Consider the following 16,729-nt stretch of genomic DNA (forward strand, 5'->3'; position numbering starts at 1 on the left):
TCACTGAGCGCGCACCTGGACGATGCGTCCGATGTCGTCGAGCACATCGCGTAACGTGTCGAAGTCCCTGTGCCGCAGGCGCATCCACGCGTTGGCCATGTAGCCGGCTTCGATCGGCTGGGTGCCCTGGCCGATCGGCAGGTGCTCGTCGATGAGCAGCGATCCGTACTTGCTGCGCACCTCGTCCAGACCGTCGATGTGGGTGATCACGCCGTCCCGGTCGGGGCGCAGGGCGATGATGCCGGACGCGTACTGCCGGCTCGGCACGTGCCACACGCGTCCGTGCACGATGGCATCGGCCCAGGCGCGGAAGATGTCGATGTCGTTGCCCGCCGAGTACAGATCCCAGCAACCGACGCCCGGGGGACGCGCGCCGATCTCGCTGAACCGCAAGCCTTTCGGGCTGACGAAGTACTCCATGTGGGTCGCGGACGTCTCGATGCCGAGGGCGGCGTTGACCCGCTCGCCGAGGTCGCGCAGGTCGGCGTAGAGACCACCCTCGTCGACCCTGTTCGTCGAGATGTACTGCGGGCTGATCCAGCGGGTGCGCATCGCCTCGAGCACGCCGGGGTAGTAGTGGCAGGCGAAGTCGAGCTTGATCTCGCCGCCGACGCTGACGGTGTCGTAGAACCCCTCGTGCCCCTCGATGAACTCCTCGACCGCGACCGACGGCATGTCACCGAGCGCGTCGAGCACCGCCGCGAGCTCGGTGTCGTTGCTGACCTTGTGCGTGCCCGCCGCGCCTGCCCCATCCCGCGGTTTGATGATGATCGGGTAGCCGTTCTCGGCGGCGAACGTCCGGACCTCGTCGGCGCTGGATGCACCGGTCGACGCAGCCGTCGGCACCCCCGCCTTGCGCAACGCGTCCTTCATCGCCGGCTTGTCGCGGCACAGGTAGGTGGTGTGGACGCTGGTGCCCGGGATGCCGTGACGTTCCCGGACGACCGCGGCCGGCAGCGTGTGGGACTCGATCGTCGCCTCGAGCGCGTCGACCCAGGCCAGGCTCTGGAAATGTGAGACCCCGGCTGACAACTGGTCGACGTCGGTGACCGAACCGACCTGGTAGTAGTGGTCGATCCAGCCCTGCAGCTCTTCGTCGAGCCACTCCCAGGGCGTCTCGCCGACGGCGAAGACGGTCGCTCCGACAGCCTTGAGGGCGCGCGGGAACTCGCGCTGGTTGCGCGGGAAGTTGGGTTCGACGAAGACGACGTTCACGCGTCCGAGCCTAGCCAGCTACCGTGCGGTCGGGCCGGTGCGGGCACGACGAAGCCCCCGGGCGAACCGGGGGCTTCGATCGGTGGGGCCGGTGCCGGCTCGCTACCGACAGTGCCTACGTCAGTGACGGGAGATGCCGTCGGTCTCGGACGAGACCGGGTTCACCTTGTCGGTGTCGGCAGCAGCGGCCTGGGTGGCGCGCACCGTGGCCTGCGCCTGGCGACGCTCCTGCTTCTTCTTGTTGTTGTCGTAGATCAGGAATCCGCCGGCGGCCACGCCCGCGAGACCCAGCACGATCAGGACGGTGCCCTTCTTCTTGCGCTTCTTCGCAGCGGCCGGGACGACCTTGTCGACGACGTCCTGCGCCTGCGGCGGGAGGGCGAGGTAGGCCTGGGTGGCCTGGTCGCCTGCGCGGTGGCCGGCCTGCTGCGCGGTGGCGGCAGCGGTCGCGATCGCGGTCTGGATGCGCGGCATCCACTCGTCCGAGAACAGCGAGTGCGCCTGATCACGGGTCAGCCCCGCGAACTCCTGGAGCTTCTCGCCCTTGTTGTCGGCGTGAGCGGCGTCCAGCGCAGCAGCCTTGGCGGCCTCGAACTTGGGCGCAGCAGCCTTCTTGGCGTCCTTGATCTTCGGCGCAGCAGCCTTGCGCGCGTCCTTGTAGGTGGACGCGGCCGTGGCGGCAGCGGTCGCAGCGAGCGGCGCTGCGGCTTCCTTGGCGCTGTGCAGTTTGGGCGCAGCGGCGTCGCGGGCGGCCTCGACGCGCGGGGCGACAGCCTCCTTCGCGGCTTCGACCTTCGGTGAGTTCGCGGCGGCCTCGTTGGCCTTGTCGAGCGCAGCGGTCAGGGCAAGGGACGCGGCGGACTTGAAGTCACGGACGCCGTCCTTGGCCTTGTCGGCCGCCTTGTCGGCGGGCGAGGGGTTGATCCTCAACACGTGTGTCTCCTTTTCCCATGAGGGTCGGGCCCTCGGTCTTCCCATGAGGGTCGGGCCCTCGGACTGTTTTCCACCCTAACGAGCCGAGCGGGCCGATAGGTCGGCGCCGGTTGACGAAGTACGTCACATCGGCGGCTGTCTCGTCGGCGGAACCGCCGCGGTGCGCCCGGCGTTCGACAGAGAACGGGTGTTCGGCCCACCCACCCCCGGCAGGCCGAAGGTGAGTGACATGACCGCAGGAACCCTGGACGTCTTCCTGGTGATCATGCTGTCCTGCTACGCCTTCGTCGGCTGGCAGCGCGGCGGCATCACCGGCATTCTCGGGCTCGTCGGCCTCATCCTCGGCGGGATGATCGGCTTCCTGCTGGCTCCGCATATCGTCTCTCTGGCGACGCTCACACCCACGCACCAGGCGCTCACCAGCGCCTTGATAATCATCGTCGCGGCGCTCGTCGGCCAGGTCTCGGTGGCGACGATCGGCGAAAGACTGCGCTCGCGGCAGCGCGTCCGTGCAGTGCGCGTCGCTGATTCGATCGCGGGTGCGATGGTCGCCGTCGTCTCGGTGGCGGTCGGCGTCTGGTTGGTCGCCGGCGCTGCCCGCACCCTGGTCCCCGAGCGTGCCTCGAATGCCATCGCCGATTCACAGGTGCTCTCCGGTCTGGACGCAGCGATGCCCTCCGGCGCCGATCGGTGGTCGGCGTCCCTGCGCAACGAACTCGACCGCTCCGGGTTCCCCAGGGTGTTCGAGCAAGCCGTCGAACCCGACGTCCCGGACGCCCCGGCAGACCCCGGTGTCGCCCGCACCGACGCGGTCGAGCGCGCGTCCCGGTCGATCGTGAAGATCGCCACGGCGCCCACCGAATGCGGCGGGCAGTACGGCGGGTCAGGGTGGGTCCAAGCACCCGGACGCGTGGTCACGAACGCACACGTGGTGGCCGGCTCCGGGCCGGTCACCGTCCAGGTGCGCGGCGAAGGCGAGCGGTTGCGGGGGACCGTCGTGATGTTCGACCCGCGGGCCGACCTGGCGGTGCTGGACGTGCCCGATCTGAAGGCGCCGGCCCTGCCGATGACGTCCACGCCGCTGCGCCCGAACACCGACGCGGTCATCGCCGGCTATCCCGGCGGCGGCCCCTACCGGGTGATCTCGGCGAAGGTGAGCACGCCGCTGCAGGCCCGCGGCCACGACATCTACGGTCAGCCCGGCGTCGACCGGTCGGTGTACGCCGTCAACGCGCCCGTCCGTCCGGGCAACAGCGGCGGACCGATGCTCACCGCCGACGGACGCGTGGCCGGCACCGTGTTCGCTCGTGCGAAGAGCACCGGCGACACCGGGTACGTCCTCACCAACCAGATGCTCACCTCGCGCCTGGGGTCGGTGGGTTCGTCCTCCGTTCCGACCGGCGCATGCGCGATTCGATGAGTGCGCGGCGGCGAGCGGGGGCACCGAAGATCACCCGCAGGCGACCGAACACGACGATCGCTCAGAACCTAGACTCGACCGCATGAATGCAACGCTGCACACCAACCACGGCGACATCAACGTCACGCTCTTCGAGAACGACGCGCCGAACACGGTCAAGAACTTCGTCGGCCTCGCCCAGGGCTCGCTCGACTACAACGACGACGCGGGTCGCAAGAACCCTGAGCCGTTCTACGACGGACTCACCTTCCACCGCATCATCCCCGGCTTCATGATCCAGGGCGGCTGCCCGCTGGGCTCCGGCGTCGGTGGCCCCGGTTACACCTTCGACGACGAGATCTCGCCCGACCGCAACTTCAACTCGCCCTACATCCTCGCGATGGCCAACGCGGGCAAGCGCGGCGGCAAGGGCACCAACGGGTCGCAGTTCTTCATCACCGTCGCCCCCACCACCTGGCTGCAGGGCAAGCACACGATCTTCGGTGAGGTCGCCGACCAGGAAGGCCGCGACGTCGTCGACAAGATCGCCGCCGTCCGCACCGGCGCCCAGGACCGTCCGGTCGAGGACGTCGTCATCGAGAAGGTCACCGTCAACTGACGGGCCGCATGACACAACAAGGCACCACACAGCCCACCTGCCCCCGTCATCCGGGGCAGGTGGCTTACGTGCGCTGTCAGCGCTGCGAACGTCCGACCTGCGCCGAGTGCCAACGCCCGGCACAGGTCGGCGTCCAGTGCGTCGACTGCGTCAAGCAGGTCGCGAAGGCGAACCCGCGCGCGGTCAGCCGTCCCACCGACGGCAAGCCCATCGTCAGTTACGCGCTGATCGGACTCTGCTCGCTGATCTGGCTCGGACAGTTGGTGTCCGAGCGGGTCACCGACGAGATGTTCTTCGCGCCGGTGCTCGGTGCGTCCGAACCGTGGCGCTTCATCACCGCAGCGTTCGTGCACGCCTCGCCGTCGCCGATGCACCTGCTGTTCAACATGTACGCGCTCTGGCTCACCGGGCAGTACCTCGAACCCATCCTGGGACGCGCCCGCTTCCTGGCGCTGTTCCTGATCTCAGCGTTCGGCGGGTCGGTCGGCTTCGAGGTGCTCGCCGCCCTCGACATCCCGCGTGCGGACGCGTGGTTCCAGGGCACCGTCGGCGCGTCCGGTGGAGTGTTCGGACTCTTCCTCGGCGTCGTCGTGCTCAATCTCCGGCTCAAGCGCGACATCACGCCGATGCTGATCGTCCTCGGCCTCAACGCCGTGTTGTCGTTCCTGGTCTCCGGCATCGCCTGGCAGGCCCACCTGGGCGGCGCGATCACCGGCGCCGCCTGCGCCGCAGTGCTGAACCTGCGCGACCGCAAGCTGCACTGGCCCGGCCTCGCCGCGATCGTCGTGGCGCTCGCCGCCCTCGCCTGGCTGGCCACCAAGTGGGTCCCGGCCGCCTGGGTCAACCCCATCGTCTGACCACCATCTCGCGAACCTACTGCGCACACCCAGTGGGCTCGACCGAGAAGGAGTAGGTTCGCGGGCTCGGAAGCCGGCTACTTCTTGGTGGTCTTCGCGTAGCGCAACTCGGTGGTGCCCTCGAAGGGCGGGAACGTTTTGTTCGAGCCGTTCTCCACCTCGTACTTCACCCCGACGCGGTCGACGAAGTCGCGGTAGTTCGCGACGTCCGGGTCGTCCTTGAGCGCCTTGCGCAGCTGCGCCTGGTCGCCCATCGCGGTGATCTTGAACGGCGGCGAGTAGACGCGTCCCTGCAGGATCAAGGTATTGCCGACGCAGCGGACGGCCGAGGTGCTGATCACCCGCTGGTCCATCAGCATCATCGCCTTCGCGCCGCCACGCCACAGCGCGTTGACGACCGCCTGGACGTCCTGCTGGTGCACGACCATCCAGTTCAGGTTGGAGCCCTCGGGCAAGGTGGCCGGGTCACGCTTGGAGTCGTCGAGCGTGACGGTGACGGTGTCGCCGGTGATCGCGGTGAAACCGGCCCGCGGAGCCAGGGAGTCGGCCTGCTTGGCCAGGTTGGATGCCGTCGCGCCTGCGCCCGAGCGCTTGCTCAGCGCATCGACCTCACCCTGCAACCGTTTTGCGGTGGCGGCCTGCCCGGCGACCCGCTGGTTCGCCGCGAGCACCACCTGGCTGAGGTCGCGCTGACCAGGCCGCAGATCACGTCCCTCGCTGGTCGATGCGCTCACTCCGAACAGCAACCCCGCGCTCAGGGTCACTGCGGTGACCACGAGCGTCCAGGGCGAGCGGCGAGTCATCGATGAACCTTCGGGACCGGGTGACTTAGGCTTCTAGCCTAACCGCCGCACCGACCGGGAGAAGATGTGAGCAAGTCCAAGAAGCCGTCCGAGGAACCTGCGAAGGACTCCGTGACCGAAGAGGTCATCGAGCTCGACGTGGTCGAGGGTGCCGACCGCACCGACGAGGACGCGAAGGACGGCACGCTCGGCGTCGCCAGCAAGACCAAGGCGGAGCGGGACGCGGAGAAGGCCGAGGCCCGACGGGAGTCCGAGCGGGAGGCGCTGCGCCGACGCACCACGCCGCAGCCGGTCAAGCTCGACGGCGGCAAGAACCCCAAGTGGTGGGTGCCGACGATGCTCAGCCTGATGGGTGCCGGTCTGCTGTGGCTGGTCGTGTACTACCTGTCGACCACCATGGAGCCGAACGCCAAGGGCGAGCGCCCCACGTACCCGATCCCCGCGCTGGAGAACTGGAACATGGCGGTCGGTTTCGTGTTGATCATGGCCGGTTTCATCATGACCACGAGATGGAAGTAGTTGCTTCCACGGACTGAGCCCCACCCATCGATGCCTCCGGACGACTCCGGGGGCATCGATGTTTTGTCGGACATGAGTTCGAAGTTACATCAATGTAGTTATCCCCAGCTGTGAGCAATACTGTGGATAAGTGGGCATGGTTATCCACACATGGTGCAAATGTTGTGGAAAGTGTCGTCTGTGACGACAGTGGCGCGCGGCGGCTCAGTGGACGAGCGGGGCCAGCCCGGTCGAACGCTCGACGGCGTCCGACATGCCGCACTCGGCGAGCCAGTTGGCCAGCATCCGGTGACCACCCTCGGTGAGCACGGACTCGGGGTGGAACTGCACCCCGTGCAGCGGCAGATCGCGGTGCTTGACCGCCATCACAATCCCGTTCTCGGTGCGGCCGGTGACGAGGAGTTCGTCCGGCACGGTGTCGGACTCGATCGCCAGCGAGTGGTAGCGCGTCGCGGTGAACGGCGAGGGCAGACCCGCCAGCACACCGGTGCCGTCGTGGACGATGCGTGAGGTTTTGCCGTGCAGCAGTTCAGGGGCGCGGCTGACCACGCCGCCGTAGACCACACCCAGCGCCTGGTGACCCAGGCACACTCCGAACATCGGCTGGGCCCGGTCGGCGCAGGCACGGATCATGTCCATCGACACCCCGGCGGCCTCCGGCGTCCCCGGTCCGGGCGAGACCAGCACCCCGTCGAACTCCGCCGCCTCGTCGGTGGTCACGGCGTCGTTGCGGCGCACATCGCACTGCGCACCCAACTGTTCGAGGTACCCGACGATCGTGAAGACGAAGCTGTCGTAGTTGTCGACGACGAGGATGCGGGTCATGCCCCGAATTTTAGATCGGAAGCGGTCACCGGTTGGGCGGGGTTTGCGGGGTGGACGGCGTCGAGGGCTTGGGCGGGGTCGACGTCGGTGACGGCGGCGCCGTCGAGGTGGGTGACGGCGACGACGTTGGGCTGGACGTCGACGAAGGCGTGGACGTCGGGCTCGAGGTCGGCGAGGACGTGGAGCTGGTCGTCGTCGTCGGCGGCGGCGGCGGCGGGTTGACGGTCACCGTCGAAGAGCGGGTGTAGACCGAGATCGCGATCCGGGAGTTCACCGCGACCTTCTTGCCGGCGTCCGGCACGTCCTGCACCTTGTCCCACAGGTCCGAGTTGGAGGTCGGCACGGAGGTCGGCGGATCGGCCGGTTGCAGGTGCGCCTTCGCCAGTGCCTGCTGGGCGGCGAAGAAGTTCATGCCCTCCAGGTTGCTCGGCACGGTGACCTTGCCGCTGCTGAGCTTCAGCGTGATCGTCTGGGTCGGCGGCGCTGCGCTGTTCTCGATGGGGTCGGTGGACGTCACCTGTCCCTCGGCGTACTCGGTGTCGTCGACCCGGGTCGGATCAACGGCCACCTTGTCGAAACCGTTGTCGCCCAGGATCTTTCTCGCCTCCTGCTCGGTCTTCCCGACCACGGACGGCACAGTGCGCACGTTGGGACCACCGGACAGGTCGACGGTGACCGTCGATCCGGATTCGGCCGGCTCACCACCGTTCGGACGCTGCGCGACCACGGTGTCGAGGGTCGCGTCGCTGGTCACCTTTCGGAAACTGGGGACGAAGCCGGCGTTGCGGAGCGTCTGGTCGGCTGCCTGCTCGGTGAACCCGCGCACCGATGGCACCGAGGCGAGCTTGGTCTCGTCCTGACCGTTCATCACCAGGTAGCCGACGCCGAGGATGGCCAGCAGCGCGGCGATGACGGCTGCGGTCCACAGACCGACGTGATTCGGGCGCCGACCGCGGTCGGCGATCTCGCGGGTGCTGTCGCGGCGCGGTTGCTCCACCGGAGCGGGCGCCTTCGCGGCGGCGGCGGCGGCGCCACCGGCAGCCGCAAGGCTTGCGGTGGCCGCCGCCGAGACCGGCGTGTTCGTCCGGGCGTTCTGCAGATCGGCCCGGAAGTCGCCGGCGGTCTGGTAGCGACCTTCGCGCGGCTTCTCCAGCGAATGCATCGCGACGGCGTCCATCGGCTTGGGCACCGTCGGCTCGTAGGACGACGGGGGCGCCGGACGGTCGCTGATGTGCTGGTAGACCAGGCTGACCGGCTCACCGACGAACGGTGTTCTGCCGCAGAGCAGTTCATACAAGACGCAGCCCGCTGAGTACAGGTCGGAGCGTTCATCGACCTGGTCCCCCTTGGCCTGCTCGGGGGAGAGGTAGCGCGCGGTCCCGACGACGGCCTGAGCGGACGTCATGGTGGCGCCGACATCGGCCAGGGCGCGGGCGATGCCGAAGTCCATCACCTTCACCTGGCCACCGCGGGTCAGCATCACGTTGGCCGGTTTGATGTCGCGGTGCACTATTCCGCGGCTGTGCGAGTACTCCAGGGCCGACAGGATGCCCTGCGTGATGCGGGCGGCCTCGTCCGGGGACAGGTGACCCTCGGCGTTGAGCACGTCGCGCAGCGTGTCACCGTCCACGTACTCCATCACGATGTACGGCACGTCGATCTCGGCGCCACCGGTCTCGGTGTAGGTCTCCTCGCCGGAGTCGTACACGGCGACGATCGCGTGATGATTCAGTCCGGCTGCCGACTTCGCCTCGCGCCGGAAACGGGTCAGGAAGGTGCTGTCGCGAGCCAGGTCGGAACGCAGCATCTTGATCGCGACCGGACGCCCGAGGCGCGTGTCGTGACCCAGGTGCACTTCGGCCATGCCGCCGCGTCCGATGAGTTCACCGACCTCGTAGCGGCCGCCGAGCAGGCGGGGAGCTTGCGTCATCGCTAGTTGATGTTCCCTTGGTCGCTGGGGGTCTCGCTGTTGCCGTCGTCGTTGTTGTCGCTCTGCTGTTGCTGCTGTGTCTCGGTGGGGTTCTTCGGCGGAGTGACCTTGCCGCCCTGGTTGAGCACCACGACGAGGACGACGATGAGCAGCAGCAGCGCCACCACACCGCCGAGGATCTTCATGAACAGGCTCTTGGAGATGCCGAGCCCGGCGAAGTCGTCGTTGTTGTTGTTCGTGACGGTCGACGACCCGCCGCTGGACGGCTGCAGCCGCTTGTCCTTACGCGTCGCCGGGGACGACGCCGCGAACCTCGCGGTGTTGTTCGGACCCGACGTGCTTGCCTGCGGCCCGGACGTCGGCGCGTTGGGACCGCTCGGATCGCCCTTGAACCCGGCTGCTGCCGGGTGACCGGACGGCGGAGCCGACGGCCCGGTGGGTGCCGGGTGGTGCGAGACCTCCTGGCGTCCGGGAAGCGGGCCGCCGATGTTGCCGTGCTGTGGTCCGGAGCCGCCCGAGTGCGGACCGGACGCCGGGCCCGGGTGGGGAGAGTTCTGAGGTGAGTGCGGGCCGGACGATCCGGCTGGGCCGCCCGGGGTCTGCTTGGGTGCCCGCTTGTTCGGGTCGAAGCCCATCCGGGTGGAGTCGACCACGGCCTGACGCAGGGCGCGGGAGAACTCCGCGGCCGAATCCGGGCGCAGCGCCGGGTTCTTCTCCAGCGTCGCGAGGATGATCGCGCGCACCGGCGGCGGCACTTCCGGCGGCATCTGCGGCGGCGTCTGGTTGACGTGTGCGAGCGCCAGGGTGACGGGGCTGTCGGACTCGAACGGACGGCGTCCGGTGACCATCTCGTAGGCAATGATGCCGAGTGCGTACACGTCGACCAGGCCGGTGACCTCGTGGCCGAGCGCGGCCTCGGGGGCGAGGTATTGCGCGGTGCCCATCACCTCGCCGGTCTTGGTCATCGCGGCCGACCCGATCGCGCGGGCGATACCGAAGTCGGTGAGCTTCACGATGCCGTCGGCGGTGACCAGCATGTTCGCCGGTTTCACATCACGGTGAATCAACCCGCTGCGGTGCGCGGCCTGCAGCGCGGACGCTGCCTGCGCCAGCAGCCCGGCGGTGTCGGCGGCCGAGATCGGTGCGTTCTCGGCGATGATCTTGGACAGCGGCATGCCCGGGACGTACTCCATCACCAGGTAGGCGGTGCCGTCGTCCTCGCCGTAGTCGTACACCTGCGCCACGTTGCCGTGGGTCAGTGCCGCCGACAGTCGGGCCTCGTTGCGGAACCGCTCGGTGAAGCCGATCTCGTCGGTCAGCCCGTCCTTGAGCAGCTTGAGCGCGACCGTGCGCCCGAGCACCTGGTCGGTGGCTTTCCACACCTCACCCATGCCGCCCGCGGCGATGCGGTCGGTGAGCTCGTACCGTCCCCCCAGTACGTCTCCGGTTCGGTTCATTACTTGACCACCGCTTCCATCACTGCCTTCGCGATCGGTGCTGCGACCGATCCTCCGGATGCTTCCTGTCCTGCTGTTCCGCCGTCTTCGACGACGACCGCCACGACCACCTTCGGGTCGTTCGCCGGGGCGAACCCGGTGAACCACACATCGGCGTTGACGCCCGGAGCGGTCTCGGCCGTTCCGGTCTTGCCTGCAACTTCCACATTCGGGATCTGCGCTCGCCGACCGGTTCCGGTGTCGACAACCTTTTTCATCATGTCCTTCAACTGGGTCGCGACGTCGCTTCCGACCGCGTCGGAGAAGACCGACGGGTCGGTCGACTGCACGACGTCGAGGTTCTTGTCGCGCACGGTCTGCACCAGGTAAGGACGCATGACCTTGCCACCGTTGGCGATCCCGGCCGAGACCATCGCCATCTGCAGCGGGGTGGCGCGCACGTCGAACTGTCCGATCGAGGACTGCGCCAACTGCGCCTGTTGCAGGTTGCCGGGGAAGGTGGAGGGCGTGACGTTCATCGGGATCGTCAGCTGCTGGCCGAACCCGAACTTCGTCGCCTGCTGACGCACCTTGTCCTGCCCGAGGTCCATGCCCAGACCGGCGAACGCCGTGTTGCAGCTGATCTCGATCGCGTGCTCGAGCGTCGTCCTGTCGTTCGGACCGCACGCGCGTCCGGTGACGTTCGGCAGCGGCCGGACGACGCCGGGCAGCTTGATCGCGGCCGGTGCGTCGAGCTCGGAATCCGGCTTGTACTTGCCCGATTCCAGGGCAGCGGCGGCGGTGACGAGCTTGAACGTGGAGCCGGGCGGGTAGAGGTTGCCGCCGATGACCCGGTTGATCATCGGCTGGTTCTTCGCCGTGGTCAGCTGCTTCCAGTTGTCCTGAACCGCGTTCAGGTCGTGCGTCGACAACAGGTTCGGGTCGTACGTCGGGCTGGTGACCATAGCCAGGATCGCCCCGGTCTTGGGGTCCATCGCGACGACGGCACCGCGCTGGTTGCCCAGTGCATTGCGGGCGGCCTGCTGCACCTTGGCCCGGATCGTCAGGTCGACGCTGGCGCCCTGCGGCTCCTTGCCGGTGAGGATCTCGGGCAACTGCCGGTAGAACAACTTGTCCGAGCTGCCCGACAGCAGGTCGTTGTACCCGCGCTCGACGCCGCTCGTGCCGTAGGTGAAGGAGAAATAGCCGGTGGCGGCGGCGTACGTCGATCCCTGCGGGTAACTGCGCTGCCACTTGAAGTCGTTGTCGACCGGCTTGCTGACCGCGACCGCGTTGCCGTCGACCAGGATCGAGCCGCGTTCCTTGGCGTACGACTTCAGCAACGCACGCCGGTTGCCGGGCTTCTCGTTGTAGCTCTTCGCCTGGACGAACTGGATCATCGTGCTCGCGACGAGCAGCGCCGCGAACATCGCCATCACCACGAACGACAGCCGCCGGATCGGAGTATTCATCGAATCCTCACCGCCTGCGTCATTTCGTCCGAGACGTCCTTCGACTCGAACATCGGACGTCGTGCCTGGTCACTGATCCGCAGCAACAGTGCCACGAGCATCCAGTTGGCCAGCAACGACGACCCGCCGGCTGCGAGGAACGGTGTGGTCTGTCCGGTGAGCGGAATGACGCGGGTGACCCCGCCGATGACCACGAAGCACTGCAACGCGATCGAGAACGCGAGGCCGGACGCGAGCAGCTTGCCGAAGCCGTCGCGGGCGGCGAGCGCGGTGCGCAGTCCGCGTTCGACGAACAGCCCGTAGAGCATGAGGATCGCCATGACCCCGATGAGGCCGAGTTCCTCGCCGAAGCTGGCGAAGATGAAGTCGGAGTTCGCGAAGTAGGTGATCTCCGGGTGGCCTTTGCCCAGGCCGGTACCGGTGAGACCGCCGCTGGCCATACCCATCAGGCCCTTGGCGTTCTGGTCGGACAGGCCCTCGGTGAACGGGTCGAGCCACAGTTGCACGCGCACCTGGAAGTGGGCGAACAGTTGGTAGGCGACGAAGCAGCCGAGCAGGAACATCCCCAGACCGATGATGATCCACGAGCGGCGCTCGGTGGCGATGTAGAGCATCGCGACGAAGAGCCCGAAGAACAGCAGCGAGGTACCGAGGTCGGACTCGAACACCAGCACCGCCAGCGAGGCGAGCCAGGCGACGATGATCGGGCCCAGGTCGCGGGCGCGCGGCAACGGGAAGCCGAGGACGCGCTTGCCGACCAGCGACAACGCGTCCCGGGTCTGCACCAGGTAGGAGGCGAAGAACACGACCGCGCACAGCTTGGCGATCTCACCGGGCTGGAAACTGAACGGTCCCAGCCCGATCCAGATGCGGTTGCCGTTGATGTTGCGTCCGATGACGGGCAGCAGCGGCATCATCAGCAGGACGATGCCGGCCAGGCCGAAGGTGAAGGTGTAGCGCCGCAGCCGGCGGTGGTCGCTGATCACGAACAGCAGCGCGATCGCCGCACCGATGGCGACCGCGCTCCAGACCAGCTGACGAAGCGCCGATCCCTCGAGCAGTCCGTTGGTCTTGGAGGAGTTGAGGTCGAGCCGGTGGATCATCACCAGGCCGAGACCGTTGAGCAGGGTCGCGATCGGCAGCAACGTCGGGTCGGCGTACGCCGCCTTCCACCGCAGCACGAGGTGGAAAACGATTGCGATCACTGCGAATCCGGCACCGATCGGCAGCAGATCGACGGGCAGGCTGCCCTCCATCGCCAGCCCCACATTGGCGTACGCCAACAGCACCACCGCGATCGCAAAGATCAGCAGCACCAGTTCGGTGCCGCGGCGGGTGCGGGGATTCTGGCCGGTGACGGTCACGACGCGCAGTTGCTCCCGGACGTGTCGGCCTTGCAGCGCTCGAGCTGCTTCTGCAGGTCGGCGACGACGCGCTGGGCGTCGGCCTTGTCCTTGGCGGTCATCGTGTTGTTGACCTTGTCGCGGTAGAAGCTCGGCAGGTCCTTGACCTGGAGGTTCGTCGTCGACTCGATGCTCGACAGGCGCACCGGACCGAGGTCCTGCGGCACGCCCTTGAAGATCGCGACCTTCCCGCTGTTTGCTCCCACGTAGTACTGACTCTGCGTCCAGTTGTAACCGAGCAGCGCGCCGGCGACGGCCATCGCGATCAGCACCGCGCCGAGACCGAACCAGCGCAGCTTGCCGCCCTCGTTCGGCTTCTCCTCGGCCAACTGCGGCAGGCCGTGGGTTTCACCACCGTCGTCGTAGTCGTCGCCCGGGTGGACCGGCTGCGGGGGCGCGGGCTCCCGCGCGGTCTCCCGCTGCAGCGCTGCCGCCTTCTCGGCCGGGGTGCGGGGTTCCTGCGGTTGTTCCTGTGTCTCGTCGTCCTCGTGACCGATCGACCGGTCGGCGGCTGCGCCGACGATCTGCGGGGTGCTGGAGATCGGCTCCTTGCCGTCGACGACCTCGGCCACGACGACCGTCACGTTGTCGCGGGTGGACGCCTTCAGCGCGATCTCGATCAGCCGGTCGGCGATGTCGCCGGGCGAACCCGGCGAGGTCATGATGCCCTCGATCGTCGAACGCGCCACGTAGTCCGACAACCCGTCGGAGCAGATCAGCAACCGGTCGCCACGCTGCGCCTCGCGCATGGAGATGTCCGGGTCGTCGTCCTCGCGTCCGGTCAGCACCCGGGTGACCATCGAGCGCTGCGGGTGGTGCTCGGCCTCTTCGGGGGTGATACGGCCCTCGTCCAGCAACGCCTGCACGAACGAGTGGTCCTTGGTCAGCTGGGTGAACACGCCGTCGCGGACGAGGTAGGCGCGGCTGTCGCCGATGTTGGCCATGGCCAGCTTCGTGCCGGAGCGGATGAACGCGATGAGCGTGGTGCCCATGCCCTCGGTGTTGAGGTCGGTGTCCATCATCTGCCGCAACCGGTCGTTGGCCCGGCGCACGGCCTGGCGCAACTGGTGGGCGGCCTCGTCCGCGCCCCACGACTCGCCGTCGAGAGTCATCAGTTCGGCGACGACGGTCGCGCTCGCGGTGTCGCCGGCGGCGTGTCCGCCCATGCCGTCGGCGAGGACGAGCAGGTCGGGGGAGGCGAACGCGGAGTCCTCGTTGCGGGTCTTGGACCCCAGGCCCAGATTCGACCGGGCAGCGAAGCGCAAGGCGATGGGCATGTCTTACTTCCTGACTTCGAGCACCGTGGTGCCGATCCGGATGTGGGATCCCTCATGCAACGGCACGTGTTCGCCGATGCGCTGCGGGCCGACGAAAGTACCGTTGGTGGAGCCGAGGTCGTCGACGAACCACTGGTCGCCTTCGGGGTATACGCGCGCGTGCCGGCCGCTGGCGAACTCGTCCGACAGCACCAGGCTGCACTCGGGGTTGCGACCGATGAGCACGCCGTTCTCGGTCAGCGGCACGGTGATGCCGCGCATGTGCCCGTCGACCACGGCCAGGTGGGTGGGGCCGCGCCGCTTGGGGGCGCGTCCGGCCGCCGGTGCGGCGACGGGACGCGAGGCGCCGCGGGTGACCGTGCGGGCGCCGTACAGGTCACCGCGCAGGACGCCGACGATGCTGAACACGAAGGCCCACAACAACGCCAGCAGTCCCAATCGGATTGCGGTGATGGTCAATTCGCTCATCGACGTTTGCCCTGCCGGAAGATGATCGACGTGCGGCCGACCGTGATGCGGTCGCCCTCGTCGAGGTGGACGCTGGTGACCCGTTCGCCGTTGAGGAACGTGCCGTTCGTGGAGCCCAGGTCGGACAAGCTCGCTACCAGGTGCGGACCGTCGTTCGTGACCCGAACTTCGCTGTGCCGCCGCGAGACTCCGCTGTCGTCGAGCACGATGTCGACGTCGTCGTCGCGGCCGATGATGGTGATCGCGCCCATCAGCGGGTAGCGGTCGCCGTCGATGTCGAGGTAGGGACGCTGCCGGTAGCTGCGCGGCGCGGCCGGACTGGGGGTCCACGGCGCCGGACGCTCGGGCTGCTCCTCGTAGTACTCCGCGGGCTGTTCGTACTGGTCCTGGTGATCCGACTGGTTGCGTCGGACGAAGGCGTGGCCGAACTCGTCCTCTTCTTCTTCCCAGCCGTGGGCGTCCTGGGCCCTGTCGTTGGAGTCCACGTCCCGGTCGTCGGCGTCCTCGTCCGACCGGCCGGTGTAGGTGTCGTGCGCCCCACCCGCGTGGTGGGTGACGGCTGCGCTGCGATCGTCGAACTCGGGATCGTGCTTGCGGCGCCGCATACCCGGAAGGGCGAACCCGCCGGCCGGCTTACGACTCGGCTCCGGCTCGGGAGCGTCGGTCGGCGCCTCGTGCAGGGGCTCCGGATCGGGTTGCTGCACCGCCTGGCGAGCGATCGAGGGACGCACCTTGAACACGCCCGTCTCGAGCGCGTCGTTCTCGGTGAAGTTGACCGTGAGCGGCCCGCCCGGGGTGTACCGCTGCGTCTCGGCGTGCTCGGCGGCGCTCGCCTTCAACTCATCGACCAGCGCGGCCTGGTAGGCGGTGAGGTGTTCGTGGTCGGTGCTGCTGAGCTCGATGTCGAACATGTTCGGCACGATCGGACGCTTGTTCTTGCCGGCGCTGGTGGCGCGGTCGTCCATGGCCCGGCGCATCGCGCTCGCGAGCTCGACCGGCTGGACCTCGGCGCGGAACGCCTTGGCGAACGCACTGTTCACCCCGGACTCGAGGCGCTTCTCGAGCTTGTCGAACAAGCCCATGTGGTCGCCCTCCTTGTCGCGTCGATCCCGGCCTGTGATGCGTGTGACTGCTGTGATCCACGAGTCGAGCCCACGCGGCAGTCACGTCATCGTAACGAGGGCACCAACGATTGGCGGGTTCCCATCAGTTTCCGTGTTGCCCGCGGCTTCGACACTGCCCGCAGGCGCCGACACCAGGGCGAGGACGAACGACCAGCCATCACACGAGCGTCGTGTCGAAAAGATCGAGACCATTCGGACGGTGGTCGAGTAGGTGCGGAGCGTTGGCGGAGTGCCACATGCGCTTGTCCTGAGCCGTCGTGTCGAAGGGATCGAGACCATTCGGACGGTGGTCGAGTAGGTGCGGAGCCTTGGCGGAGTGCCACATGCGCTTGTCCTGAGCCGTCGTGTCGAAGGGATCGAGACCATTCGGACGGTGGTCGAGTAGGTGCGGAGCGTTAGCGGAGTGCCGCGATCGAGACCATGGTGACGGGCGAACGAACACCCAGCCA

At 67.9% G+C, this 16,729-nt stretch carries 16 protein-coding genes; 4 read left to right on the forward strand and 12 right to left on the reverse strand.

From position 1 onward, the window contains the following. Both EU513_RS12480 and EU513_RS12485 read right to left on the reverse strand, forming a co-directional pair. Window positions 1-1,215: an acetyl-CoA carboxylase biotin carboxylase subunit family protein gene (locus tag EU513_RS12480; protein WP_129626419.1), complete on the reverse strand. Its 1,215-nt coding sequence runs from the start codon at window positions 1,213-1,215 to the stop codon at window positions 1-3. A gap of 120 nt (window positions 1,216-1,335) precedes the next feature. Further along, entirely contained in the window at window positions 1,336-2,148 is an 813-nt protein-coding gene (locus EU513_RS12485) for a hypothetical protein (protein WP_129626421.1), read from the reverse strand. A 229-nt stretch (window positions 2,149-2,377) separates the two neighbouring features. Between EU513_RS12485 and EU513_RS12490 the strand changes: the two genes are divergently transcribed. The 3 genes from EU513_RS12490 (at window position 2,378) to EU513_RS12500 (ending at window position 5,023) form a co-directional block, all read left to right on the forward strand. After that, complete coding sequence (locus EU513_RS12490) at window positions 2,378-3,568, forward strand: MarP family serine protease (protein WP_129626423.1); 1,191 nt, start codon at window positions 2,378-2,380, stop codon at window positions 3,566-3,568. Window positions 3,569-3,650: 82 nt separating this feature from the next. Further along, window positions 3,651-4,166, forward strand: coding sequence for a peptidylprolyl isomerase (locus tag EU513_RS12495; RefSeq protein ID WP_129626425.1), 516 nt, complete (start codon window positions 3,651-3,653; stop codon window positions 4,164-4,166). A 68-nt stretch (window positions 4,167-4,234) separates the two neighbouring features. Further along, entirely contained in the window at window positions 4,235-5,023 is a 789-nt protein-coding gene (locus tag EU513_RS12500; RefSeq protein ID WP_239702756.1) for a rhomboid family intramembrane serine protease, read from the forward strand. Window positions 5,024-5,100: 77 nt separating this feature from the next. Here EU513_RS12500 and EU513_RS12505 read toward each other — a convergent pair whose 3' ends face one another. Next, a complete protein-coding gene (locus EU513_RS12505; protein WP_129626429.1) occupies window positions 5,101-5,826 on the reverse strand; it encodes a DUF881 domain-containing protein in 726 nt (241 codons plus the stop codon). Between the two features lie 66 nt (window positions 5,827-5,892). Here EU513_RS12505 and EU513_RS12510 point away from each other — a divergent pair, with 66 nt between their 5' ends. After that, window positions 5,893-6,345 carry a cell division protein CrgA gene (locus EU513_RS12510; protein ID WP_240796043.1) on the forward strand — a complete coding sequence of 151 codons (453 nt, stop codon included), beginning with the start codon at window positions 5,893-5,895 and terminating at the stop codon, window positions 6,343-6,345. 204 nt (window positions 6,346-6,549) lie between these two features. Here EU513_RS12510 and EU513_RS12515 read toward each other — a convergent pair whose 3' ends face one another. The 9 genes from EU513_RS12515 to EU513_RS16170 form a co-directional block, all read right to left on the reverse strand. Next, entirely contained in the window at window positions 6,550-7,170 is a 621-nt protein-coding gene (locus EU513_RS12515) for an aminodeoxychorismate/anthranilate synthase component II (RefSeq protein WP_129626431.1), read from the reverse strand. Between the two features lie 25 nt (window positions 7,171-7,195). Then, entirely contained in the window at window positions 7,196-9,100 is a 1,905-nt protein-coding gene (gene pknB, locus EU513_RS12520) for a Stk1 family PASTA domain-containing Ser/Thr kinase (RefSeq protein WP_129626433.1), read from the reverse strand. Window positions 9,101-9,102: 2 nt separating this feature from the next. Further along, entirely contained in the window at window positions 9,103-10,557 is a 1,455-nt protein-coding gene (locus EU513_RS12525) for a serine/threonine-protein kinase (protein WP_129626435.1), read from the reverse strand. Then, window positions 10,557-12,008, reverse strand: coding sequence for a penicillin-binding protein 2 (locus EU513_RS12530; RefSeq protein WP_129626437.1), 1,452 nt, complete (start codon window positions 12,006-12,008; stop codon window positions 10,557-10,559). The genes EU513_RS12525 and EU513_RS12530 overlap by 1 nt, the downstream gene beginning before the upstream one ends. After that, a complete protein-coding gene (locus EU513_RS12535) occupies window positions 12,005-13,381 on the reverse strand; it encodes an FtsW/RodA/SpoVE family cell cycle protein (protein WP_275578737.1) in 1,377 nt (458 codons plus the stop codon). The genes EU513_RS12530 and EU513_RS12535 overlap by 4 nt, the downstream gene beginning before the upstream one ends. Beyond that, window positions 13,369-14,688, reverse strand: coding sequence for a PP2C family serine/threonine-protein phosphatase (locus EU513_RS12540; protein ID WP_129626440.1), 1,320 nt, complete (start codon window positions 14,686-14,688; stop codon window positions 13,369-13,371). Before EU513_RS12540 ends, EU513_RS12535 begins: the two co-directional genes overlap by 13 nt. A gap of 3 nt (window positions 14,689-14,691) precedes the next feature. Then, a complete protein-coding gene (locus tag EU513_RS12545) occupies window positions 14,692-15,156 on the reverse strand; it encodes an FHA domain-containing protein (protein WP_129626442.1) in 465 nt (154 codons plus the stop codon). Then, the gene (locus EU513_RS16435) at window positions 15,153-16,238 is read right to left on the reverse strand and encodes a DUF3662 and FHA domain-containing protein (protein WP_240796044.1); all 1,086 of its coding nucleotides are present in this window, start codon (window positions 16,236-16,238) and stop codon (window positions 15,153-15,155) included. The genes EU513_RS12545 and EU513_RS16435 overlap by 4 nt, the downstream gene beginning before the upstream one ends. A gap of 199 nt (window positions 16,239-16,437) precedes the next feature. Continuing rightward, window positions 16,438-16,729 (reverse strand): hypothetical protein (locus EU513_RS16170; RefSeq protein ID WP_205744773.1); only part of this gene is annotated, 292 nt, incomplete at its 5' end.

The organism is Yimella sp. RIT 621 (assembly GCF_004146205.1).
Taxonomy (GTDB): domain Bacteria; phylum Actinomycetota; class Actinomycetes; order Actinomycetales; family Dermatophilaceae; genus Yimella; species Yimella lutea.